This window comes from Pseudomonas sp. G1002 (assembly GCF_013385455.1).
Taxonomy (GTDB): Bacteria; Pseudomonadota; Gammaproteobacteria; order Pseudomonadales; family Pseudomonadaceae; genus Aquipseudomonas.
Genome location: NZ_JACAPY010000040.1, coordinates 51,270 through 72,494 on the forward strand (window position 1 = coordinate 51,270; position 21,225 = coordinate 72,494).

Annotated in this window: 22 protein-coding genes; 9 read left to right on the forward strand and 13 right to left on the reverse strand. The window is 64.1% G+C overall.

The features are described 5' to 3' along the window. The first annotated feature begins 106 nt into the window (after positions 1-106). From HX801_RS26305 to HX801_RS26340, 8 genes are all read left to right on the forward strand, one after another. Positions 107-1,027 carry an ABC transporter substrate-binding protein gene (locus tag HX801_RS26305; RefSeq protein WP_102369481.1) on the forward strand — a complete coding sequence of 307 codons (921 nt, stop codon included), beginning with the start codon at positions 107-109 and terminating at the stop codon, positions 1,025-1,027. Next, positions 1,024-2,142, forward strand: a complete 1,119-nt coding sequence (locus HX801_RS26310) for a phosphotransferase (protein WP_177023002.1) — start codon at positions 1,024-1,026, stop codon at positions 2,140-2,142. Before HX801_RS26305 ends, HX801_RS26310 begins: the two co-directional genes overlap by 4 nt. Further along, entirely contained in the window at positions 2,139-3,011 is an 873-nt protein-coding gene (locus HX801_RS26315; protein WP_177023003.1) for a sulfurtransferase, read from the forward strand. The genes HX801_RS26310 and HX801_RS26315 overlap by 4 nt, the downstream gene beginning before the upstream one ends. Positions 3,012-3,137: 126 nt before the next feature. Continuing rightward, complete coding sequence (locus tag HX801_RS26320; RefSeq protein WP_177023004.1) at positions 3,138-5,285, forward strand: TonB-dependent siderophore receptor; 2,148 nt, start codon at positions 3,138-3,140, stop codon at positions 5,283-5,285. A 12-nt stretch (positions 5,286-5,297) separates the two neighbouring features. Beyond that, positions 5,298-6,134, forward strand: coding sequence for a 5'-nucleotidase, lipoprotein e(P4) family (locus tag HX801_RS26325; protein WP_003208300.1), 837 nt, complete (start codon positions 5,298-5,300; stop codon positions 6,132-6,134). A 15-nt stretch (positions 6,135-6,149) separates the two neighbouring features. Beyond that, positions 6,150-6,716 carry a nicotinamide riboside transporter PnuC gene (gene pnuC / locus HX801_RS26330; RefSeq protein WP_102369486.1) on the forward strand — a complete coding sequence of 189 codons (567 nt, stop codon included), beginning with the start codon at positions 6,150-6,152 and terminating at the stop codon, positions 6,714-6,716. A gap of 38 nt (positions 6,717-6,754) precedes the next feature. Next, a complete protein-coding gene (locus tag HX801_RS26335) occupies positions 6,755-7,486 on the forward strand; it encodes a UTRA domain-containing protein (protein WP_177023005.1) in 732 nt (243 codons plus the stop codon). Positions 7,487-7,592: 106 nt separating this feature from the next. After that, positions 7,593-11,063, forward strand: coding sequence for a hypothetical protein (locus tag HX801_RS26340; protein ID WP_177023006.1), 3,471 nt, complete (start codon positions 7,593-7,595; stop codon positions 11,061-11,063). A gap of 146 nt (positions 11,064-11,209) precedes the next feature. Here the strand turns inward: HX801_RS26340 and HX801_RS26345 are convergent, their stop codons facing one another. The 13 genes from HX801_RS26345 to HX801_RS26405 all read right to left on the reverse strand — a co-directional run bounded on the left by HX801_RS26345 (position 11,210) and on the right by HX801_RS26405 (position 20,215). Beyond that, positions 11,210-12,256, reverse strand: a complete 1,047-nt coding sequence (locus HX801_RS26345; protein WP_003208311.1) for an EscU/YscU/HrcU family type III secretion system export apparatus switch protein — start codon at positions 12,254-12,256, stop codon at positions 11,210-11,212. 3 nt (positions 12,257-12,259) lie between these two features. Further along, entirely contained in the window at positions 12,260-13,072 is an 813-nt protein-coding gene (gene sctT / locus HX801_RS26350; RefSeq protein WP_003208312.1) for a type III secretion system export apparatus subunit SctT, read from the reverse strand. 6 nt (positions 13,073-13,078) lie between these two features. Continuing rightward, entirely contained in the window at positions 13,079-13,348 is a 270-nt protein-coding gene (gene sctS / locus HX801_RS26355; RefSeq protein WP_003208314.1) for a type III secretion system export apparatus subunit SctS, read from the reverse strand. Between the two features lie 10 nt (positions 13,349-13,358). After that, on the reverse strand, positions 13,359-14,012 hold the full coding sequence (gene sctR, locus HX801_RS26360) for a type III secretion system export apparatus subunit SctR (RefSeq protein ID WP_003208316.1): 654 nt from the start codon (positions 14,010-14,012) through the stop codon (positions 13,359-13,361). Beyond that, complete coding sequence (sctQ, locus tag HX801_RS26365) at positions 14,009-15,010, reverse strand: type III secretion system cytoplasmic ring protein SctQ (protein WP_177023007.1); 1,002 nt, start codon at positions 15,008-15,010, stop codon at positions 14,009-14,011. Before sctQ ends, sctR begins: the two co-directional genes overlap by 4 nt. After that, on the reverse strand, positions 15,007-15,456 hold the full coding sequence (locus HX801_RS26370; protein WP_087694644.1) for a hypothetical protein: 450 nt from the start codon (positions 15,454-15,456) through the stop codon (positions 15,007-15,009). Before HX801_RS26370 ends, sctQ begins: the two co-directional genes overlap by 4 nt. 192 nt (positions 15,457-15,648) lie before the next feature. Then, positions 15,649-16,971 (reverse strand): FliI/YscN family ATPase, encoded by a 1,323-nt coding sequence (locus HX801_RS26375; RefSeq protein WP_102369491.1) that lies wholly within the window; start codon positions 16,969-16,971, stop codon positions 15,649-15,651. Then, positions 16,968-17,546, reverse strand: coding sequence for a FliH/SctL family protein (locus tag HX801_RS26380; RefSeq protein ID WP_177023008.1), 579 nt, complete (start codon positions 17,544-17,546; stop codon positions 16,968-16,970). The genes HX801_RS26375 and HX801_RS26380 overlap by 4 nt, the downstream gene beginning before the upstream one ends. After that, a complete protein-coding gene (locus HX801_RS26385; protein WP_003208324.1) occupies positions 17,539-18,156 on the reverse strand; it encodes a hypothetical protein in 618 nt (205 codons plus the stop codon). The genes HX801_RS26380 and HX801_RS26385 overlap by 8 nt, the downstream gene beginning before the upstream one ends. After that, the gene (gene sctJ, locus HX801_RS26390; protein WP_177009713.1) at positions 18,153-18,935 is read right to left on the reverse strand and encodes a type III secretion system inner membrane ring lipoprotein SctJ; all 783 of its coding nucleotides are present in this window, start codon (positions 18,933-18,935) and stop codon (positions 18,153-18,155) included. Before sctJ ends, HX801_RS26385 begins: the two co-directional genes overlap by 4 nt. A 4-nt stretch (positions 18,936-18,939) precedes the next feature. Further along, the gene (locus tag HX801_RS26395) at positions 18,940-19,377 is read right to left on the reverse strand and encodes a hypothetical protein (protein WP_003208328.1); all 438 of its coding nucleotides are present in this window, start codon (positions 19,375-19,377) and stop codon (positions 18,940-18,942) included. 9 nt (positions 19,378-19,386) lie between these two features. Then, complete coding sequence (locus tag HX801_RS26400) at positions 19,387-19,617, reverse strand: hypothetical protein (RefSeq protein WP_003208330.1); 231 nt, start codon at positions 19,615-19,617, stop codon at positions 19,387-19,389. Positions 19,618-19,648: 31 nt separating this feature from the next. Further along, a complete protein-coding gene (locus HX801_RS26405; RefSeq protein WP_102369493.1) occupies positions 19,649-20,215 on the reverse strand; it encodes a type III secretion protein in 567 nt (188 codons plus the stop codon). Between the two features lie 48 nt (positions 20,216-20,263). Here HX801_RS26405 and HX801_RS26410 point away from each other — a divergent pair, with 48 nt between their 5' ends. Further along, the gene (locus tag HX801_RS26410; RefSeq protein WP_177023009.1) at positions 20,264-21,028 is read left to right on the forward strand and encodes a tetratricopeptide repeat protein; all 765 of its coding nucleotides are present in this window, start codon (positions 20,264-20,266) and stop codon (positions 21,026-21,028) included. The last annotated feature ends 197 nt before the right edge of the window (positions 21,029-21,225 follow it).

Genomic DNA, 21,225 nt, shown 5'->3' on the forward strand with positions numbered 1-21,225 from the left:
TTTTTGGTCCCGGTTATATCCATAGCAATAAACGATATTGGTATATACCAGATTGCTCCCTTATAAATCGCCCCCATCAAAAGACTGCAGGCTGGAGAAGCAAGCGATGGTGTCGGTAAAGGTAATGCTGGAGTACTTTCATCCCTGGCCGAATTCGGCGGGTTTGTACCTGGCGCGGGAACGCGGCTGGTACGCCGAGCTGGGCCTGGATGTGGAGTTGGTGGTGCACGACCCCTACCGTGGCGACACCCTTGAGCACCTGCTGACCGGCGCGGCGGACTTCGGCATTTTCCCCAGCAACCGCCTGCTGGTCCGGCGCGGCCAGGGGCAAGCCCTGCAAGGCATCGCGGCGATCAATCATGCGGGCCTTGAGTCGATTCAAACCCTGACCGACTCCGGCATCCGCCGCCCACGAGACCTGGTGGGCAAGCGCCTGGCGCTCAACCCCACGCCACGGGGTTTGGCGATGGTGCGTCACCTGGTGAGCAACGACGGTGGCGACCCTGATGGCGTGATCCTGGTGGACAGCGGCGTACGTGAGTTGCGGCCCGAACAGTTGGCCGAAGGCATCGCCGATGCCAGTTTCGGCGGCTACTGGGCCTGGGAAGCGTTGATGCACAGCCCCATCGAAGCGGAACGCCGGGTGGTGTTGCCGGTGGATCAGATTGGCGCACCGGCGTATCACAGCTACCTGTTGGGCGCCCACGAACAAACCCTCGCCGAGCAGCCCGGGTTGGTGCGTGATTTCCTCGCGGCCACCGCCCGTGGCTATCTCGCCGTGGCCGAAGAGCCAGCCATCGCGCTGGCGGCCTATGAGCACACCACACCGTATTTCCCGGCGGAATTGCTCAGCGCATCCCTGCACAAAATCGCTCCGACCTGGCTGCATGACGGTCGTTGGGGCGAGCAACGCCAGGCGCTGCTGAAACCTTATGCCGAGTGGCTGCACGAGCACGCGGTGCTCGACAATCCGCAGGTGTGGCAAGGGGCAACCAGCAACGCCTATCTGCCCGGGGCGACGGCATGAATCCACAACGCACCGCCCATGGCCTGGGGCTTGATCCGGTAGCTGCCGACTGGCCAGCGCTGCACGAAGCAGATATCCAACAGTTGCTGCACGAGTACCCGCAACTGGGTCAACTGCGCAGTTTGCATTGGCACAGCCCGCGACCGTTCTCCGCTGCCGGGCTGATCAATACCGGCAGCGCCACCCTGTTCGTCAAACGGCATCACCGACACGTGCGCCAAGCCGCATGGCTGGAAGAAGAACACCGCCTGATCGCCCACCTGCATCGCCACGGCGCACCGGTTGCCGCAGTGGTGCCGAACCGCCACGGTGCAACGGCCACGACGCAAGGTGAATGGACCTACGAGATTCACCATGTCGCCGAGGGCCTTGACCTGTACCGCGATGCGCTGTCGTGGTCGCCCTTCCAAAGCACTCAACATGCGCAGGCGGCGGGTGTGGCGCTGGCTCGATTGCACCTGGCAGCCGAGCACTACAGCGCACCCCGCCGTCAAACAGAAGTGCTGCTGGCCAACGCCCGGGTGATCGAACAACCCGCGCCACTGGCCGCGATCGCCAACACCCCCGCGCTGACCGAGTACCTCGCCGACAAGGATTGGCACGCACGGCTGACCGAGTTGCTGTTGCCCTGGCACGCGCCCCTGCAACCCTTGCTGCACCAACAACCGGCGCTCTGGACCCATAACGACTGGCACGCCTCGAACCTGCTGTGGCATGCAGACGGCAACGTCGCCAGCGTGCTGGACTTCGGCCTCGCCGACCGCACCTTCGCCCTCTACGACCTGGCGACCGCCATCGAACGCAACGCCGTGCCCTGGCTGGACCTGGACAGCGGTGGCCTGGCAGCAGCGGACCTCGACAGCGTCGACGCATTGCTCACCGGCTATCACCGGGGCCGGCCATTGAGCGCCCAGGACCTGCACACCCTGAGCGCCCTGCTGCCGTTGGTGCATGTGGATTTTGCCCTGTCCGAAATCGCGTACTACCAAGGCGTAGTGGGTTCCACCCGCAGTGCCGACGTGGCCTATCACGCCTACCTGCTGGGCCATCTGCAGTGGTTTGCCGGTGCCCAGGGGCAACGATTGCTCAACCACCTGCGGCGAAAATCCGTATGAGTATCCTGGTCGATACCGATTGGCTGCATGCCCACCTCGGGGAGCCCGGGCTGGTGATACTGGACGCCACCGTCGTCCTGCCGTCCCCGCGTTTTGACGGTGATTACCGGGTCGCCAGCGGTCATGCCGGTTGGCTGCACGCACATATCCCCGGCGCACGGCATGCCGACTTGCTGACCGATCTGGCCGACGTTCAAGCGAGCTACAGCTTCGCCCTGCCAACACCACAAGCCCTGATTCAGGCACTGGCGAATCTGGGTGCAGGCGTCGGCAGCAACGTGGTGATCTACGATCGCGCCGACGGTTTCTGGGCCGCACGCCTGTGGTGGATGCTGCGCGGGCTGGGCATTCACGCCGGCGTGCTGGACGGTGGTTTCAACGCCTGGCAACGGGCGGGGTTACCGCAGCACAGCCGGCAGCCTGCAAACACACCCGTCGTCGAACCCTGGCCGATCAGCACCTACGCACCACTGTGGATCGACCGCGCAGGCGTTGAGGCGGTGGCCGCAGGACAAGCACCCGGCGTACTCGTCTGCGCGTTGGGCAGCGCCTTGTTCGACGGCACCGCAGCCACCCGCTACGCCCGGCGCGGGCACATTCCCGGCAGCCACAACCTGCCGGCACGCACGCTGTTTGATGCACAGGGTCGCTACCTGCCCAAGGACGCCCTGGCCGTGGCTATCGGACCCACGCTGCTGCACGGCGACGGTCCATTGATTCTGTACTGCGGCGGCGGAATTTCCGCGGCGGCCAACGCCCTGGCCCTGACCCTGCTGGGTCGCCAGGACCTCGCACTCTACGACGGCTCGCTGCAGGAATGGGCCGCCGACGCACGCTTACCAATGACTACCGGAGCAGCTCCGGCCTGACGCCCTTTGCGGCGACCCCGGCTTTTTAATTTCGTACTGGCAACCCGTCCGTTGCGCAGCGCTGGGCCCCTTTGCGCCCAATAAAGCGCGAGGCGCCAGCGGGTAGGCCCTTGGAGCGCTCCTTTTATGGCAACACCGTACCGTCACACCCTGCTCGCCCTGAGCATCACCCTCGCCGCCACGGCCGCCCACGCCCAGGACGCGACCCTGGACACCGTCACCGTAGTCGGTGAACAGGCCACCGAATACCAAGCGAAAAAGGCCGCTGTCGCCGGCTTCGATAACGCCACGCTGCTGGACACCCCGGCCTCGGTGGCGGTGATCACCGAGGCTCGCCTGAAAGACCAGCAAGCCCGCCTGCTCAGTGAAGTATTGAAGAACGACGCCTCGGTCGGCGACAGCTATGCGCCGGTGGGTTACTACGAGAATTTCGTGGTGCGCGGTTTCTCGTTGAACCCGGCCAGCAGCTACAAGATCAACGGTCGCACCATCACCGGCGAACAGAACGTCGCACTGGAAAACAAGCAGCAAGTGGAAGTGCTCAAGGGCTTGTCCGGGCTGCAAAGCGGCGTGTCCGAACCCGGCGGCTTGATCAACTACGTAAGCAAGCGCCCGGAGAACGTGCGCTCGGTGACTGTCTCCACCAACGAACACGGCGAGCGCTACCTGGCCACCGACGTCGGCGGCTGGCTCGGTGCCGAGCAGCAGGTGGGGGTGCGGGTCAACCTGGCCCACGAAGACATCCGTTCCTACGTCGACCACGCCGACGGCCAGCGGGATTTTGCCTCCCTGGCCCTCGACTGGAACATCAGCCCCAACGCCCTGCTGCAACTGAACGCCGAATACCAGAACCGCGAGCAACGCTCGGTGCCCGGATACCAATTGCTCGGCGGCACCACCGTGCCCCACAACGTGTCGCCACGGGATCTGCTGGGCTACCAGAGCTGGTCGAACCCGGTGGGCATCAAGTCGCTGAACCTCGACGGCCTGTTCGAATACCGCTTCAACGAGGCCTGGAAAGCCAGCTTCAGCGCCTCCCGCAGCCGCGTGGTGATCGACGACTACAGCACCTTCGCCTGGGGTTGCTACGGCGCCGCCAGTTGCGCCAACACCGCAGTGCCCAACCACTTCAGCGCCGAGGGTGACTACGACATCTCGGACTACCGCAGCCCCGACGACACCCGCAGCAACGAAGAAGCCCAGGCCGCCCTCAACGGCCAGTTCGACACCGGTTTTCTCAAGCATGACCTGACCTTCGGCACCACTGCCTTGCGCCGCCTGGTGGACCGGCGTGAATCAGTCAACGAATACATCGGCGAGGGCAATATCTACGAAAAGCCGCCGGTGCTTGACCCCTACGAGGGGCCGCTGGGCCATACCTATCGGCGCCTGGACAGCCGCCAATACGGGCTGTTCGCCAGCGACCGCATCAGCTTCAACGAGCAGTGGCAAACCATTCTCGGCGGGCGCCAGGTGCGCCTCGACGAAGAAACCTACGACCAGGCCGGCGACACCACCCGCCATACCCAGCGCAGCGTATTCCTGCCCCAGGTGGCGCTGATCTACAAGCCGCGCCCGGACACCACCCTGTACGCCAGCTACAGCAAGGGCCTGTCCCTGGGCGGCACCGCGGCATGGTTCAGCAGCAACGCCGATGAGGTATTGCCGCCGACCACCTCGCGCCAGCTGGAAGTGGGGATCAAGCGTGACTTCCAGCGCCTGAGCCTGACCGCCGCGCTGTTCCAGATCACCCAGGACCTGCAATACAACCGGCCCAGCGATGACGGCAGCATCACCTTCGTACAGCAGGGCCAGCAGAAGAACGTCGGCCTGGAGCTTTCGGCCAATGGTCGGGTGACCGACAACCTGCAAGTGTCCGCCAGCGTGGCGGCGATTCGCGCCCGGGTGAGCGGCAGCGGCACCGACGACTACGACGGCCACCAGGCGATCAACGTACCCAAGCTGCGCGCCAGCCTGCACGGCGACTACAGCATTCCCGGGATCAAGGGCCTGGCCCTGCTCGGCGGCGTGCAATACAGCGGCAGCAAGTACGCGAACCGCGAGGCCAGCGTGAAGGTCGACGACTATGCGGTGTTCGATGTCGGCGGACGCTACAGCACCAAAGTCGGTGATTACGATACTGTGCTGCGCCTGACCGTCGACAACCTGTTCGACAAACGCTACTGGCGCGATGTGGGTGAATCGGCGGGCGATGGCTACCTGTTCCTGGGCGCGCCACGCACCGCGCGGTTATCCGCCACCGTCAATTTTTGAGGCTGACTGTTCATGCGTAATCTGATTTTTGCCAGTGTGTGCCTGCTCTCCACCGCCCTCGTCGGCTGCCAGCAGCAACCGCCCGCCAACGACCAGCTGGATGCGGTGCTGTGGACCCAGACCTCCATCGAGCACGAGCTGATCTACCGCCAGGTGTTCGCCAACGCCACTCGCCAACTGGACGTGGCCCTCAAGACCCCGGACTGGGACGCCCTGCCCTTGCCACCGCGCAATCTGGCCGGGCTGCCGCCAGCGGTGATCGTCGACATCGACGAGACCGTGCTCGACAACATCCCGCTGAATGCCCGGGACGTCGTCAACAACCAGGTCTACTCCTACGACCGCTGGAACACCTGGGTCGACCAGGCCAAGGCCCAGGCGCTGCCGGGCGCCGTGACGTTCCTGCAGGCCGCCAAACACAAAGGCATCACGGTGTACTACATCACCAACCGCGAGCAAAGCCAGGTCCAGGCCACCGTCAACAACCTGCGCCTGCGGGGCTTTCCGGTGGACAGCGAGCAGCAGGTACTGGCTGCCGGCACGCCCATTGGCGGCTGCGAACACGCCGGCTACGGCAAGAACTGCCGACGCCAATGGGTCGCCCAACACGCCCGCGTGCTGATCCTGGCGGGTGATTCCCTGGGGGATTTCGTGCAGGCCGAACACAACACCCTGGACGCCCAGCGCAAGGCCGCCGAACCCTACCTGGGCTGGCTCGGCCAGCGCTGGTTCGTGCTGCCCAACCCGACTTACGGCAACTGGTACAGCGCGCCGTATGGCGACCAGGAAAAACTGCCCTTTGAACGCAAGCGCCAGCTCAAGCAACAAGCGCTGCACCTGCAAAACTGACCCTGAGGGGACCGTATGACGCCGCTGGAAATAGTCGCTGTGATCTTCAATATCGCCGGGGTGTGGCTCACCGCCCGACGGGTGCGCTGGTGCTGGCCGGTCAGCGTGGTCGCGGTGTTGCTGTACGGCTGGATCTTCTTCGACGTGAAGCTGTATTCCGACATGCTCCTGCAACTGGTCTTCGCTGTGTTGCAGGGCTACGGCTGGTGGCGCTGGAGCACCGGGCGCATCGACGCGGGCAAGGTGCGGGTGGAACGGCTGCCGGTCCAGGAAGCATGGCGGCACCTGCTCGCCGGGGTGATCGGTGCGCTGCTGCTGGGCGCCGCCATGCACCACTTCACCGATGCCGCACTGCCGTGGCTGGACTCGCTGCTCACCGCTTTCAGCCTGGTGGCCAGCCTGTGGGCGGCGCGCAAGTATGTGGTGAGCTGGTGGCTGTGGATCGTGCTGGATACGGTCTACGTGGGGCTGTTTGTGTACAAGGACCTGCAGCTTACCGCCGCGTTGTATGCCGGGTTTGTGGTGTTGGCGGCGTATGGGTTGGTGTCGTGGCAGCGTGACCTGCGCCAACAGGAACGGTAGAGTCACGCCCACGCCAGGCCTGCACACGGAACCCCAGGATGCCTTTCGACCCGATTTCACCGCACTACCAGCGCATTCGCGAACAGATCGCCCACGATATCGCGGCGGGTGTGCCGCAGGCGGATGAGAAATTCCCGTCCGAACGGGAGATGATCGAGCGCTTCGGCTGCACCCGGGTCACCTTGCGCCAGGCCTTGCAGCAGCTGGAAGCCGAAGGCCTGGTGTACCGGGAAAACCGTCGCGGCTGGTTTGTCAGCCCCCGGCGCATCCGCTATGACCCGACGCGCATCAGCGGCTTCATGGATTACGTAAGTGCCCAAGGCCGTACGCCGCGCACCGAATGCCTGCACGCAGAGCTGCGCCCCGCGGGCGACTGGCTGGCCAGGCGGATGGGCCTCGCGTCGGCGGATGAGCCGATGTTTTTCCTGCAACGGCGGCGCTGGATCGACCGACGGCCGGTGTTGCTGGAGTTCAACGCGCTGCTGGCCAGCTGGTGCCCTGGGCTGCTGGAGGCTGACCTGAATACCTCGCTGACCCAACTGCTGCGGGAGCGGTTTTCCCGGGTGCTGTCGCGGTGTGAGCTGGAGATGCACATTGGCACGGTGAATGAAGAACAGGCCGAGTTGCTGCAATTGTCCACCGGTTCCACCAGCGTGTATCTGGAACGCTTGAACTTCGGCGAGGATGACCAGCCGGTGGAGTTCGACCAGGAATTCTGGCGTCCGGATGCATTGTCCGTCGTGATGGAGACGCGCTACCCCGGGACGTGAATTTCACACCTGTGAAAGCTTGTGACTTGTTGCCAACGAACCCGTTTTCACTCGCTTGCAGCCCCTACTATCGAGTCCTCGTGCGCCCCTCACATGGACTGAACCGATGATCACCCGCCCCGAAAAATCCGCGTCGCCCCGCGTCGATCAACCCAACGCTCCCGAGCGGGTTTTCGACGCCGTCCTGAACAAAGCCAAAATCCTTGCCAGCACCGGGCCGGGCGACAAAACCGTCAAGCCCGAGGACTACAAGGAAGTCACCGCCCTCCCGGCCAAACTCGACATCGACAAGCTCAAGGTCATTTCCGAAGACAAGGACGCCGGGGTGATCTACTTCGAACAGGACGGCGCCAAATACAAGATCAGCGCCGAGGGTGCGGCCAACGCCCAGGACGGCTTCGACGTATTGAAGAACCTGCGCTTCGGCCATGCCGTAGCCCCGGTCAACCAGGGCGGGCCCGACGAAGGTACCCCGCTGTACACCTTCCTCCAGACCCTGGCCGAAACCCAGGGCACCCCGGCCGGCAAGGCCATCGTCGAAAGCCTGAAGAACCCCGACCAGCAACTGCTGCGCGAAGACGGCGACGGCGTGCGCCTGGCCAACATCAAATCCGTGGGCAAGGCTGAAGACGGCATCCTCAAGGTCAGCCTTGAAAACGGCAAGACTCTGGTCATTTCCGAATTGCTCACGCCCCAGGCGTTCAGCACCTACACCCAGGCCGGGGTGACCAAGGAAGCCCTCAATGACGGCAAATCCAAAGGTTATGAAGAAGTCACCAGCCTGCCGGGCGACCTCGATTTCAGCCAGTTGAAAGTGGTGTCCGAAGACAGCAGCGCCGGAGTGATCCTGTTCGAACACCAGGGCCACAAGTACGCGATCAGCAAGTCCGAAGCCGACCTGCCGCAGCCCGGCGCCGACCTCAGCAACCCCAACCCCAACGCGGGCGGCACCTTCTACAACTTCCTCCACGCCGTGCACGCCAGCGAAGGCTCGCAGGCCTTCGACTACATCAAGAACGCCCAGTCCCTGCCCGGCCAGGAACTGCTGCGCAAGGACGAGGCCAGCCTGAAGCTGGGCGACATCAGCAAGGTCGACGCGCCCATGGACGGCATCCTGGTGGTCAACCAGGCCGACGGTAAACTGCTGGTGGTGTCCAAGGACATCACCCCCGAAGCCTTCGCCGCCTACACCAGCAAGGGCCAAACCCTGGCCGGCATCGAAAAGGCCAAGGGCGACGGCTACACCCTCGCCGCCCCGGACGCTTACCTGGCCTCCACCGAAGACATCATGAGCGTCGGCGGCGCCGGTGATTATGGCCCGGGCCTGATCGCCTTCACCCAGCACAAGCCGGGGGGCAGCGAAGAGAAAATCGTGGTGTCGCAAGACAGCAATCCACAGCTGTTCGAGCAGATTTCCAGCTACCGCAGCGACATCGCCGCGCAAACCACCGACGTCGACAAGCTGCGCACCGACAACGGCCTGCCGCCCCTCAAGGACGTCTCCGTCGACAACCTGACCACCACCGAGAAAGATGACAGCGGCAACCCGCTGTCGGTGCAGGACCTGTCGATGAAGACCCTGGTGGACAGCTACCGCGCCGGGGTCAAGGACGGCAGCATCGGCAAGGACGACCCGCGCGCCAAGTTCCTGCGGGCGGTGGAAGCCAGGAGCATGGCCGACAACGGCATGTCGATCATTCCCGAGCACGGCTTCGGCAACCAGGGCATCGCCACCACGCCCATCGACGTGACCTCGCGGGATGTACGCGACAACATCTTCGACACCAAGGCCATCGACCAGACCATCAACGACCTGCTCGGCGACTCGACCATCCAGCACGACATCAAGGCCAACCACGACGCAGCCCTGGGCAAGGTCGACGGCGGCCAGGCGAAGGTCGATGAGACCAGGCAGCGCCTGATCGACAGCACCTCCTCGGAGAACTTCACCCAGTACATCAAGTCCCTGCAGGACAGCGGCAAGACCGAACTGGCCACCCAGGAAATCCAGACCGCCTACACCGCCCTGGCCGATATCGACCCGGCCAAGGCCGACAACTTCCTGCAAAACCTGCAGATCGACGGCTACACCGATGCCGTTGAAAAGCTGATGGACGATCCCACCAAGATCTCCGACGACAACACCGCCCTGGCCACCACCGACAACACCATGGCAATCCTGTCGATGCTCAAGGGCAGTGCCGACGGCCTGCCGCGCCAGGCGCTGGGTGTGTATTCGAAGTTCGTCGACCAACTGCTCAAGGACAAAAACGCCGCCGCCGATTTCGGCAAGGCGATGATTTCCCTCGGCGACACCTGGCAGAAAAACGGCGTGATCAGCTTCAGCGACATCGACAAGGCCGTGAGCAAGGAGATCATGCCGGGCCTCAGCGAAGAGAACCGCAGTTCGTTCGTGAAGAACCTCAACTTCCTCAAGGACAACGGCGTACTCGGCTCAGTGGGCGGCGCGATCGGCATGGGCCGTATCGTCTACCAACTCGCCGGACAAGGCGGCAAGCTGGCGGATACGCCGATGAAACGCCTGGGCATCGCCAACGACTTCCTTGGCTTCCTTGGCACCGGCTCGCACTTCGCCACGCTGGGCTTGAAGGTCTACGACAAGTTGCGCGGCACCAACGCCTACAAGCTGATGGGCTTCGACCGTTCCCTGCCCGACCTGTGGGCCAAGCCCGGCGAGGGTTACCACGCGCTGCCCAAGGACGCCGAGGCGGTGCAGAAGAAGTATTTCGAGATCGTCGACCAGGCCATGGACGACGGCAAGGACGTGGGCAAGGCCCTCAACAGCGGCGGCTGGAGCGACGAAGGTGCGGCGAAGATCCAGGAAGGCATTGAAAAAGGCATTGCCAGCCGCGGCGGCGTGGCCGGGGCCGGTTTTGGCGCGAAGTTCGCCAGCAGCGCGATCAAGGTGATCGGCATGGCCACCGACGTGGCAGGCGGCGTGATCAGTGTGGTGCAGGCGGCGTTTACCTTGCGTGATGGTGTGCGCGAGAAAGACCCGGTGAAAATCGCCTCGGGTTCACTGTCGATGGCCGGTGGTGTCAGCAGCCTGGTGGGCGCGGCCGGCGGCGTGCTGGGCACGCTGGGGGTGACCGGGCGGATCATTCCGTTCCTGGGGCCGGTGGGTTTCTTGATCTCCGGCGCGTTGTCGTTTGTCGGGGCGATCTTGAGCACGGTGCAGTCCCACAAGCTGCATAAGATCTCGATGCAGAACTGGGACCAGATCCAGGACTTCAAGCAGGACGGGCTGCTCAAGCCCAACGGGGATGAAGCGTACGTGTGGTTGCAGACCTACCTGTCCGACTGGGGCCAGCGGGATGCACCGCAGGACCAGAGCATTTTTGATTTCCGCAAGGAAGAGTGGGATGCGCGGTCGAGTATCCGCGGGGGCGACCATCGGCGGGACCACCCGGACTTTATCGGGGACGGGAATAACCGTAACTCAGAGGACTACAAGTACTCGCTGAAACCGTCGGAATGGACCAATGAGAACCACGACATTATCTGGCGGGTGGGGGATGGGTATGGGGGTGAGTACCATGATGTGGACAAGCCATAACTGAACTTCCTGACACCCGGCAGAACCCATGTGGGAGCGGGCTTGCTCGCGAAGGCGGTGTGTCAGTCACTGAAAATGTTGACTGACACACCGCCTTCGCGAGCAAGCCCGCTCCCACATTTTGATCGGTGTTCGGCTCAAGATCGTCAGATCAACCGCGCCGCCACCAACCAGTCCGCCACCGCCTGGAACGAAGCATCCGGCACCGGATCCCCCGGCACCGTCTTGCGCGCAATCGCTTCCGCCAAGCCCTTGTCCGGCGCTTGCGGTATCCCTAAGTCAAACGCCTCCTGCAACATCCCCAACGCTTCCTCCGGCGAAGCGCGGCACACCACCACCGGCACCGGCGTTTCACCACGCACATAACGCACGCCTATCACCCAGCCATCGGTGGTGCCGATCATCATCGACGCCCGACCCAACCCCAGCTTGGTGGCCAGCGCCTGCATCTCCTGGCGCTGGCGTCGCCGTTCGCTCTTGATCAACGGGTCGCCGTCAATGTCCTTGCGCTCGCGCTTGGTCTCGCTGCGGGTCATTTTCATGTCGCGGCCGAACAGCCAGCGTTGCATCAACACATCCACCCCGCCCACCAGGATGAAGGCCGCGAGTACGGTAAACACCAGCGGCTTGAGCACCAGGAAAAACGTCGACTCGATACACCCCGCGCCACACCGCGACGACTCCATCAACGCCTGCAACGCATGCCGCCCCACCACGTAGAACGCCACAGCCAGCACATGCACCTTGATCAGGCCCTTGATGAACTCCACAAAGTTGCGCAGGGCAAACAGCTTCTTGAAGCCTTCCGCCGGGTTGATACGCTTGAACTCCGGCTTGATTGGCTCCACGGAAAACACAAAGCCGCGCATGGTGATGATATTGGTCAGGATCACCACCCCGGTGGTCACCGCCATCACCGGCAGGGTAATGCCGATCACCAGTTGCTCGGCATGGTCCAGCACCCGTGGCCAAACCGTGGCGAAGGGTTCGATGTAGATCTGCGCAGTCAGGTCGATCAGCGCCGTGACCTGGGCCTGGGCCCGGGGCGCGAGGATGGAAATGCACAGGGTGCAGAACAGGATGACCATGCCCGAGACCAAGTCCTGGCTCTTGGCGACCTGGCCTTTCTTTCGCGCGTCCTTGAGTTTTTTATCCGTGGCCGGCTGGGACTTCTCTTCGCTGGTATCGCCCATGCGCTACTCCATGCCCGCGAGGGTTTTCAGCAGCTCCACCGTGCCGCGAAATTCCGCCAACTGGTCCAGCATCAACGGAATCAGGAAGCCGATATAGATCACCATCAGGATCGAGAAAAACAGGTTTTTCACCGGTAACGACAGGTCGAAAATATGCAGGTTCGGCGCCATCCGCGACAGGTACGCCAGCATCAAATCAGTGACCAGCAGCGAGATGATCAGCGGCGACACCATCAGCACTCCGACGCGCATGATCTGGTCGAGAATCGACAGCACCGCCAGCAACGCCGAGCTGGCAAACACCGGGGTAAACGCGGTCACCGGCCACAGCTGGTAGCTGTGGTAATAACCGTCGACCATCAGGATAAAACCGCCGGACATGAAGAACAGCGTGATCAACATCACCGTCAGCAAGGTGGACATCACACTCGACTCCCCGGTGGACAACGGGTCCACCAGTTGCGCCATGGTCGAACCGCGCTGCAGGTCGATCAACTCCCCCGCCACTTCCGCCGCCCAGAACGGAATGCCGAACAACAGGCCGATCAGGATGCCGATCAGGAATTCCTTGATCAGCAACCCGGCGATAAACAGGCTGCCGTGGTTGGGCATCGAGGTCATGGCGTCGAACACCGGCATGAACATCGGGATCGAAATCGCCACGGCCACGCAGCCGCGAATCATTCCGGTGAGCCCGAGGCGGTTGAACGCCGGGGTGATCACCACCACGCCCATGGCCCGGCAGGCCGCCAGCGAGGCCGAGCTGATCACCGGGTAGGCGACTTCGAGAAACTGTGCGGTAAGGCTGGCATCCATGGGCGGTCAGCGCGTCCACAAGGGAAAATTGTCCAGCACCTGGCTGCCGAGTTCCGCCACTTGCCCGGCCAGCACCGGGCCGAGAAACACGATAGTCAACAATACCGCCACCAGCTTCACCACCTGGGGCAGGGTCTGGTCCTGGATCTGGGTCAGCGCCTGGAACAGGCCCACGCTCAAACCCACGATGATCGCCACCCCCAGCGCAGGCGCGGAGAGCATCAGCACGGTCATCAGTGCCTGTTTCATCAATGACAGGAAAACGTCCTGGCCCATGGGTCGTGCCTCAGCCGTAACTCAGAATCAAACCGTGCATCAGGCGCGACCAGCCGCTCAATGACACGAACAGGAAGATTTTCAGCGGGATCGAAATCAGGTTCGGCGAGACCATCGACATGCCCATCGCCATCAGCACGTTGGACACCAGCAAGTCCACCACCAGGAACGGGATGTACAGCAGGAACCCGATCTCGAAGGCCCGGGTCAGCTCCGAACTGACAAACGCCGGGATCAGCACCACCAGGTCGTCATCCCGCAGGTCGGCACGGGCTTCCGGCGACCAGATGGTCTCGGTGGCCTGCACAAAAAAGCCGCGCTCGGACTCGTTGGCAAACCGTGCCAGGTGCGCCTGTAGCGGCGGGCGCAGGGCGTCGCCGAGGTCCTTGAGTTGCTCGACGTGCTCGATATTCAGGTCGCGGCCCTCTACCTGGCGGTACATGTCGCCAATCAACGGCGTGGTGACGTACACCGAGAGAATCAGCGCGATGCCGTACAGCACCAGGTTCGGCGGCGTCTGCTGCACGCCCAGGGCGTTGCGGATCAGGAACAGCACCACCGAGATTTTCATGAAGCCGGTGAGGGTCACCACCGCCAACGGGATCAACCCGATGGTGGCAACCACCAGGATGATCTCGATCAGGTTCGGCTGATAACCGGTCATGGGGTGGCGAAACTCAGCAGGCGCACGCCCAGGCCGTCACCGATTTTCACCAGTTGGCCCTGGCCGACGCGACGGCCGTTGACCATCAGGTCGACGCCATCCACGGTCGGCGTATTCAGTTGCAGCAGGCTGCCCGCCCCCAGTTCCCGCAGTTGCGCCAGGGTCAGTTCCAGGCTGCCGACCTGGCACACCAGCTTGAGGGGCAAATCGTCCAGGGCCGCGGCGGCATCGACGTCAGTCATTGTGTTCTCCATGTCCAAAAGGGGCGTGTTCAGAGGTTCCTGCACCTGCAGCGACGAGCCGTCGCGCTGGCAGCGGGCTTGCAGGCGGCCCTCAAGGTCCAGCAGCCAGCCGCTGCCAGGTTCGAGCATCAGCACATCGCCGGGCTGCAGGCTGCGCAGCTCGCCGAGGCTCAACCATTGCCGCCCGGCCACTACTGACAGCGTGTGGCGCAACGCCGGCAACGGGTCGGCGTCGATCTGGCCGTGCTGGTCCAGCAACTGGCCCACCAGCACTGCAGCGCTTTCACTCAAGTCCAGTTGGGCGGCCATTGGCGGGTTGTTGCCGAAGGTCAATGTCAGTGCCAGATGCACTGCATAAGGCCGCAGGTCGTCACTGGTTTCGAGCAGTTGCACGGGGTGGCCGAGCAACGGTTCTAGGCGCTCGATCAGGTCAAGCACGGCCAGTTCCAGCAGCAGCGAACGCGGTAATACCGGCAGCACTTGCGCATCGAACTGCAACGCCAGCGGCACCAGTACTTGTTCCAGGGCGGCAGCCGAGAGTCGCAAGCGCACCGGTGACTGGCCGAGCAACAGCAACACATCCCGGGGTGTTTTCAGCGGCTGGGGATCGGCGGCCCAGGCGACGCTCAGATCCTGCCCGGCGCAGCGGCCCTGCCACGCATGCCGCCGGCGGTGCAATTGGTTATGCAGCGTGAGCAGTGCCGGGTCGTAGTGCTCAAGCCAGGGCGCCAACGGGTCGGCAAGGGCCACGATCATGTGCCGAGTCCTTGTTCTTCACGTAGCTCGCCGGCCACCCGTTCGCTGCTTTCACGCCCGTCCAGCAGGCTTTGCCAGGCATCGGACTGGCGCTGGCGGCTCAGGCGCTCCTGGCGAAACAGCTCACGCTCGCGCTCCTGGGTTTGCAGGGTACTGGACACGTGGCTGACGTCGCCTTCAAGCACCTGCTCATCGTCGGCCAAGCCCCGCAGGCGATCCTGGGCGGCCTGCCAACTGGCCACCGACAGGCCTTCGGTCAGCGAGGCGTAAATCTCGCCGGCTTCATGGGCAACGGCCTCACGGTGCAGGCGCAGGTGTTCCTTGGCGTCGGTCAAGGCGCCGCGGGTTTGCGCGCAGCGTTGCTGTTGCGCCGCCAACTGGCTCGCCGCCCGCTGTTCGCGCAGCACCCGCAGGGTTTGCAGGGTGCGCAGTTGTTCAGTCTTCATCGGTTCTTTTCTCCATCGTCATACCAACAGCGCACTCACTGAGTGCATGAAGATCGAATGTGGGAGCTGTCGAGCCCCGGCGAGGCTGCGATAGCGGTGGGTCAGGCAACATTGATGTTGGCTGTGCTGACGCCATCGCAGCCTCGCTGAAGCTCGACAGCTCCCACACTGGAGCTTGCTGCGCTTTCGGGCTCATGCCAGCACCTGGCGCATGCGGATCAAGGTGTGTTCGGGGCTGCTGGGTTCGTCGGCGTTCTGGCGCAGGAAGGCTTCGATTGCCCCATGGCGGGTGATCGCTTCGTCGGCCAGGGGGTCGCTGCCGGCGGAGTACTCGCCGACGCGGATCAGCATTTCGATCTCGCCGTAGCGCGCCATCAATTCACGGATGCGCATCGCCAGGCGCTTGTGTTCGTCACCGGCGACCTGCTCCATCAAGCGGCTGCGGCTGCGCAGCACGTCCACCGCCGGGAAATAGTTGCGCTGCGCCAGTTCGGCGCTGAGGGCGATATGCCCGTCGAGGATCGAACGCGCTTCCTCCGCCACCGGATCGCTGGCGGCGTCGCCTTCGGTGAGCACGGTGTACAGCGCGGTGATGCTGCCGGCAGGGCCCGGGCCGGCGCGCTCGAGCAACTTGGGCAAGGTGGCAAAAAACGACGGCGGATAACCGCGGCGGGTCGGCGGTTCACCCACGGCCAGGCCGATTTCGCGCTGGGCGCGGGCGAACCGCGTGAGGCTGTCCATCAACAGCAGTACATTGCGGCCCTGGTCGCGGTGGTACTCGGCCAGGGTGGTGGCGACAAATGCCGCGCGCACCCGCTCGGCGGCCGGGCGGTCGGAGGTGGCGACGACAGCAACGGTGCGTGCGCGGGCCGTGGCGTCCAGTTGCACGTCCAGCAGTTCGCGCACTTCCCTGCCCCGCTCGCCGATCAAACCGATGACAATCACATCGGCCTCGCTGTTGCGGATGATGCTCGCCAACAAGGAGGATTTGCCCACACCGGGCTCGCCGAAGATGCCCATGCGCTGGCCCTGGGCGAGGGTCAGCAAGCCGTCGATGGAGCGGATGCCCAACGCCATGGAGCGCACGATCAATTGCCGGGAGAACGGGGCCGGTGGCTCGGCATGCAAGGGGTAGGTCTGCAGGTTCAGGGTTGGCGGTACACCGTCACCGTCGAGAAACTCGCCCATGGGGCTGATCACTCGCCCCAATTGCGCATCGCCCACGGCCACACCCAGGCTTTCGCCGGTGGCAGTGATTTGCGTGCGGGTCGACAGGCCTTCCATGGAACCGATGGGCGACAGGATCGCTTCGTCGCCATCAAAACCGATCACTTCGGCGCTGAGGCTGCGGCCACTGACCGGGTCGCGCAGGTGGCACAGCTCACCGATGCTCGCGCCCGCCACGCTGGCCCGCAGCAACACCCCGCGAATGCTCAGCACCGTGCCCTGCATCGGACGCAAGCGGGCCTGGGACAGCCGCTCGGTCAGGCGCGGCAGCAGTTGATCGAGGTTCATGCGACGCCCTCTTCGGCAAAGGGCAACAGGCTGCGGCGCAGGCTTTGCAGTTGCGCCTCCAGCCCCAGCTCAACCGAACCCCCCGGGCTGCTCAGGCGGGCCTGGCCGGCGCCCAGTTGCGCATCGGCCTCCACGGCGATGCCGTCCTTGAGCAACTGTGGGCGCAGGGCATTCACGTCGGCGGGCGGCACCCACAACGTCAAGGCCTGGCCCTGGCGAAACGCGCTCAGGGCCTGGCGTGTACAACGCACCACGCGGTCGGTGTCATCCAGTTCGCCGAGTACTTCACGCACGATGCCCAGGGCCAGGTCCGCTAGCGACGCCTCAAGCCCGGCCAGGTAATGCTGGACTTGGGCCTGGGTTTCCAGCAGCAACTGTGCAACCTGTTCGGCACCTTCGCGGCGCGCACTTTCAAAACCCTCGGCGCGGGCGGTGTGCAGCCATTGGTCGCTGTCGGCCTTGATCTGCTCGGCGTGCGCCCTGGCGGCTTGCACAAAGGCAAAGCCATCGGTCCATAACGCCGCTTCATCGGCGCGCAAAATCCGCGCGGCCGGACGGCTGGGTAATTCACTCATGGGCAAGCTCCTCGGCGAGTAACCGGGCGGCGACGGTCTGGACGATCTCCAGGTCGCGGGGCAAGCGCCCGCTGTAGCCCTTGGGTGCGACAAACCGCAGGGGCAGCCAGCCTTGCAACTCGGCAGGCTGGGCTTGCAGCCAGGCGGCGACACAGGTGAGGCCATCGCGGTCGATGGCGTCGATCAACTCGGCGGGCTCGCGCAGCAGGTCGGCCGCGCCGCCCAACTGCCGGTGCGCGAGGGCCAGGGCAAAGGCTTCCTGGCCAAGGCCCTCGCGCAATTCATTGACCACTTCGCGGCGGATCTCCCGGCTCAGGGTCGAGCCATGCCAGATCGCACCACACAGCCTGGGCAGACGCGCAAATTGCGCCGGGCTCAGCAGCAGCACCGGCAAATCAGCGGCGGGCGGCGTGACCAGATGCGCCAGCGGCGCCAGCTGATAATGGCTGGCCAGCAGTTGCTCCAGCCGCGAGCGAAAACGCGGCTGCCCATGCAGGGCTTGCAGCACCTCGACCGGCAGGCCTTCGCCAAAACACTCGCCAAGGCTTTGCTCGCGCACAAACTGCAACGGCTGGGCGATCAGCCCCTGCCAACGCTCAACCAGGCTCATTCACCCTCCTTGAGCACATACAACGCCTGGGACTGGCGCCGCGCCCATTGCTGGCGGGCCAACACACCACCCGCGCCGAGGGCGAGCAGCAGCAAGCCACCGAACAGCAACCGCGCCTGGTTGAGGTTGTCTTCCAACAGCCACAGGCCCATGAAACGCGCGAGTCGCGGTTGCGCCGGGTTCTGGCTGATGGACACCGCGGCCTTGATCGCGGTCACCGACACACCGTCATAGCTCAGGCCGGAAATGCCGTTGGCAACCAGGGTCTTGATCTGCGGAATCAGCGTGTTGATGTCGGTGCCCGGGTCGTAGCGCACCAGCACCGAGGCCGACGACGGCGAAATCACCCGTTTGAGCAGGTCATTGTCCGGCAGCACCACGTGCACCCGCGCCGAGACGATGCCGTCGATCTGCGACACCGAGTGGGACAGTTCTTCGCTCAAGGCATAGATCATCTGCGCCCGCTCCTGCACCGGCGACGACACCAGGCCATTGCCCTTGAACACCTCGCCCATGTTGGAAAAGCTCTGCTGCGGCAGGCCGGCGTTGTCCAGCAGGGTCATGGCCTCGGCGAAGCGCTGTTCGTCGACCACCACTTTCAACTGGCCGTTGTCCTGCACCTTGCGCGTCGCCGGGATGCCGTCGCGCAGCAGCACCGCGACCATGGCGTTGGCGTCGCGCTCGCTGAGGTTGGTGTAGAGGTCCATGTCGCAGGCCTGCAAGAGGCTGGCGAGCACGCCGATCAGCAGCAGGCGCAGGGCACGATTCGGGCTTGGCATGGCGTTATTGACCCTTGAGCAGCGTGTTGGCGGAACCGGAAATCTGCGTCGCACCGCGCACCACCATCTGGGTTTCGATGGAGTAGTCGAACATCTTGCCCAGTGAATGGACGATCTGGTCGACCTGCTGCTCGGCAACTTTCTTGCCCGGTTCTGCGGTGGGCGAGGCACCCGAGGTGCGGATATCCGCAGCGGCCACTTGCGGCGGCGCCGAGGGGTTATTGGTGAGCAAATCGGCGCGCTCGGAAAAGGTCCGGGAGCGGTCGATAAAACTGTTCAGGCGCTCCATCAGCCCCGAGCCGATCTGATGGGGGCTGGCGCCCTCGGGCATGCCCTTGGCCGTATTGGCCATGTGCTCGAACAGATTCTGCGAGGCCCCGGCGGGCCCCGCGCCGGCGGACGGCGGCAAGGCCGTGGCGCTGGCAGCGAGACTGATGGTCATGGGTGCGCCCTACTCTTCGTCGTCATCGGACATGGCGTCATTCAGCATTTCCTGGGCCTTGGGCATGATGATGAATTGGCCGCCGATGGTGACTGCCTGAGTGATCAGGGCATCGGTGAATTCGGCGTCGGTCATCTCCGGTTTATCGGCGCTCTTGGCGTTGTCCACCGCGGCGTTGAACTTGGCTTCAGGGCTGGCGCCACCGGGGGCGAGGTTGCTGTCTACGGCGGTTACGGACATGGTCATGCTCCTTTACTGGGGTTGGGGTGAATCAAGGGGTTTCAGTGCTCACCTGGGCGCCGCGAAACACCCGCACGCCGTGCTCGCGCGCCACAACAGGCGCGGCGGCCTTGGGCTGCAGGTGATCCACATGCTGCTGGACCAGCGCCAGGTACGGCGGCGGCCCGGAGACGAAGACTTCATCGCCCTCGGGGCCGTTACGCATCGATAACTGCTGGCCGAACACATCGAGGTTGTTCAGATAGGCCTGCAACTGATCCAGGTTCAGGGCGTTGGCCTTGAACAGCCTGGTGGTGATTTCATCGCTGGCATTGAGGTACAGCAGGTTGCCGTCGAAATACCAGGTCAGGCCATTGGTGCTGCACAGCGTCTGCAAAAACTCCCCGGCGGTGGCTGCACGCACGGTGCTGCGGGCCTTGCCGCGGACCTTGTCGGAGAGCACCAGCGGGATATCGAGGTTGTGGCCGAACTCTTCGAGGGCGGCGCGCACGTCCTGGTCCACCAGCACATAGGCGTAGGGTTTGGCGAACCATTCGGGCTCTTCGTCGGCGTGGGCGATCGAGGCACCCAACAGCACCGACAGACATAGGAGCGCCATGGAAAATATGCTTACATGACGTCCGCCTTCGCCCAACGAGTTGTGACGATGACCAAACACTTTTTGCTTGCCGGCAGCCTGTTGCTGGCTGCCTGTTCCAATACTGCGCCGAGCGATTCCGACCGCTCGCTGAAGCTGGCCGACGACCTGAACAAACGCGGCGACTACGCCAGCGCGGCGGCGCTGTACGAACGTGCGGCCCAGCAACCGGGCGCAAGCATCGACTTGTGGCTCAAACTCGGCCAGGCACGGCTCGACGGCAACGACGCGGTCGGTGCCGAGCGCGCCTTCCAACAGGCCCTCGGCCTTCAAGCCCACAACGCCGACGCCCTGCTGGGACTGGGCACCGCGCAACTGCGCCTTGGCAAAAGCCAACGCGCCGTGACCGCCCTGGGCCAGGCCGCCGAGGCCAGCCAGTCGCCGGTCGCCTACACCCGACTGGGCATTGCCCAGGTGTTGAACGGCCAGGCCGTCGCGGCACAAACCGCGTTCGCCAAAAGCCTGGGCCTGCAACCCGACGACCTCGACAGCCGCTGCAACCTGGCCCTGGCCTACGCCCTTGGCGGCCAGGCGCAGCAGGCCTTGGACACCATCGCCCCCGTCACCCAATCGCCCCGCGCGTTGCCACGGCATCAGCGTAATGAGCTGCTGGTGCTGGTATTGGCGGGTTACGAACAACGGGTGGCCAGCTTGCCGCTGGACGATATACCGGCGGCTGAGCAAGCACGCCTGATCACGGAAGCCAACCGCATCAAAGCCATCAGCGATCCGATTGCGCAAGCGCGGGAATTGGGGCTGGTGGATACGCACTAAATCCAACTGCTTTTGATCTTGCTGTTGCCCTGCTTTTGACGTTGCTTTTGATCTATCAGCGCCCCGTTAAACCACGCTGGCCGAACGCAGGCTTTGGAGCGTGGGTAACCCGGCAGGACGCCGGGTTAGCCGTCCTGGGCCAAGGATGGCCCATGACGGCGGCCCACGGTCCAAAGCCGGAGTGAGGGCACACCGAG

Excerpts from the sequence above, each read along its gene's own strand:
- HX801_RS26395 (WP_003208328.1), bottom strand. The coding sequence starts at position 19,377 with ATGACCATCAGTCTCGCTGCCAGCGCCACGGCCTTGCCGCCGTCCGCC.
- sctS (WP_003208314.1), bottom strand. The coding sequence starts at position 13,348 with ATGGGCCAGGACGTTTTCCTGTCATTGATGAAACAGGCACTGATGACC.
- HX801_RS26310 (WP_177023002.1), top strand. The coding sequence starts at position 1,024 with ATGAATCCACAACGCACCGCCCATGGCCTGGGGCTTGATCCGGTAGCT.
- HX801_RS26400 (WP_003208330.1), bottom strand. The coding sequence starts at position 19,617 with ATGTCCGTAACCGCCGTAGACAGCAACCTCGCCCCCGGTGGCGCCAGC.
- HX801_RS26405 (WP_102369493.1), bottom strand. The coding sequence starts at position 20,215 with ATGGCGCTCCTATGTCTGTCGGTGCTGTTGGGTGCCTCGATCGCCCAC.
- sctJ (WP_177009713.1), bottom strand. The coding sequence starts at position 18,935 with ATGCCAAGCCCGAATCGTGCCCTGCGCCTGCTGCTGATCGGCGTGCTC.
- HX801_RS26305 (WP_102369481.1), top strand. The coding sequence starts at position 107 with ATGGTGTCGGTAAAGGTAATGCTGGAGTACTTTCATCCCTGGCCGAAT.
- sctR (WP_003208316.1), bottom strand. The coding sequence starts at position 14,012 with ATGACCGGTTATCAGCCGAACCTGATCGAGATCATCCTGGTGGTTGCC.
- sctQ (WP_177023007.1), bottom strand. The coding sequence starts at position 15,010 with ATGATCGTGGCCCTTGCCGACCCGTTGGCGCCCTGGCTTGAGCACTAC.
- HX801_RS26385 (WP_003208324.1), bottom strand. The coding sequence starts at position 18,156 with ATGAGCCTGGTTGAGCGTTGGCAGGGGCTGATCGCCCAGCCGTTGCAG.
- HX801_RS26410 (WP_177023009.1), top strand. The coding sequence starts at position 20,264 with ATGACCAAACACTTTTTGCTTGCCGGCAGCCTGTTGCTGGCTGCCTGT.
- pnuC (WP_102369486.1), top strand. The coding sequence starts at position 6,150 with ATGACGCCGCTGGAAATAGTCGCTGTGATCTTCAATATCGCCGGGGTG.
- HX801_RS26375 (WP_102369491.1), bottom strand. The coding sequence starts at position 16,971 with ATGAACCTCGATCAACTGCTGCCGCGCCTGACCGAGCGGCTGTCCCAG.
- HX801_RS26380 (WP_177023008.1), bottom strand. The coding sequence starts at position 17,546 with ATGAGTGAATTACCCAGCCGTCCGGCCGCGCGGATTTTGCGCGCCGAT.
- HX801_RS26335 (WP_177023005.1), top strand. The coding sequence starts at position 6,755 with ATGCCTTTCGACCCGATTTCACCGCACTACCAGCGCATTCGCGAACAG.
- HX801_RS26320 (WP_177023004.1), top strand. The coding sequence starts at position 3,138 with ATGGCAACACCGTACCGTCACACCCTGCTCGCCCTGAGCATCACCCTC.
- HX801_RS26345 (WP_003208311.1), bottom strand. The coding sequence starts at position 12,256 with ATGGGCGATACCAGCGAAGAGAAGTCCCAGCCGGCCACGGATAAAAAA.
- sctT (WP_003208312.1), bottom strand. The coding sequence starts at position 13,072 with ATGGATGCCAGCCTTACCGCACAGTTTCTCGAAGTCGCCTACCCGGTG.
- HX801_RS26315 (WP_177023003.1), top strand. The coding sequence starts at position 2,139 with ATGAGTATCCTGGTCGATACCGATTGGCTGCATGCCCACCTCGGGGAG.
- HX801_RS26340 (WP_177023006.1), top strand. The coding sequence starts at position 7,593 with ATGATCACCCGCCCCGAAAAATCCGCGTCGCCCCGCGTCGATCAACCC.
- HX801_RS26370 (WP_087694644.1), bottom strand. The coding sequence starts at position 15,456 with ATGAAGACTGAACAACTGCGCACCCTGCAAACCCTGCGGGTGCTGCGC.
- HX801_RS26325 (WP_003208300.1), top strand. The coding sequence starts at position 5,298 with ATGCGTAATCTGATTTTTGCCAGTGTGTGCCTGCTCTCCACCGCCCTC.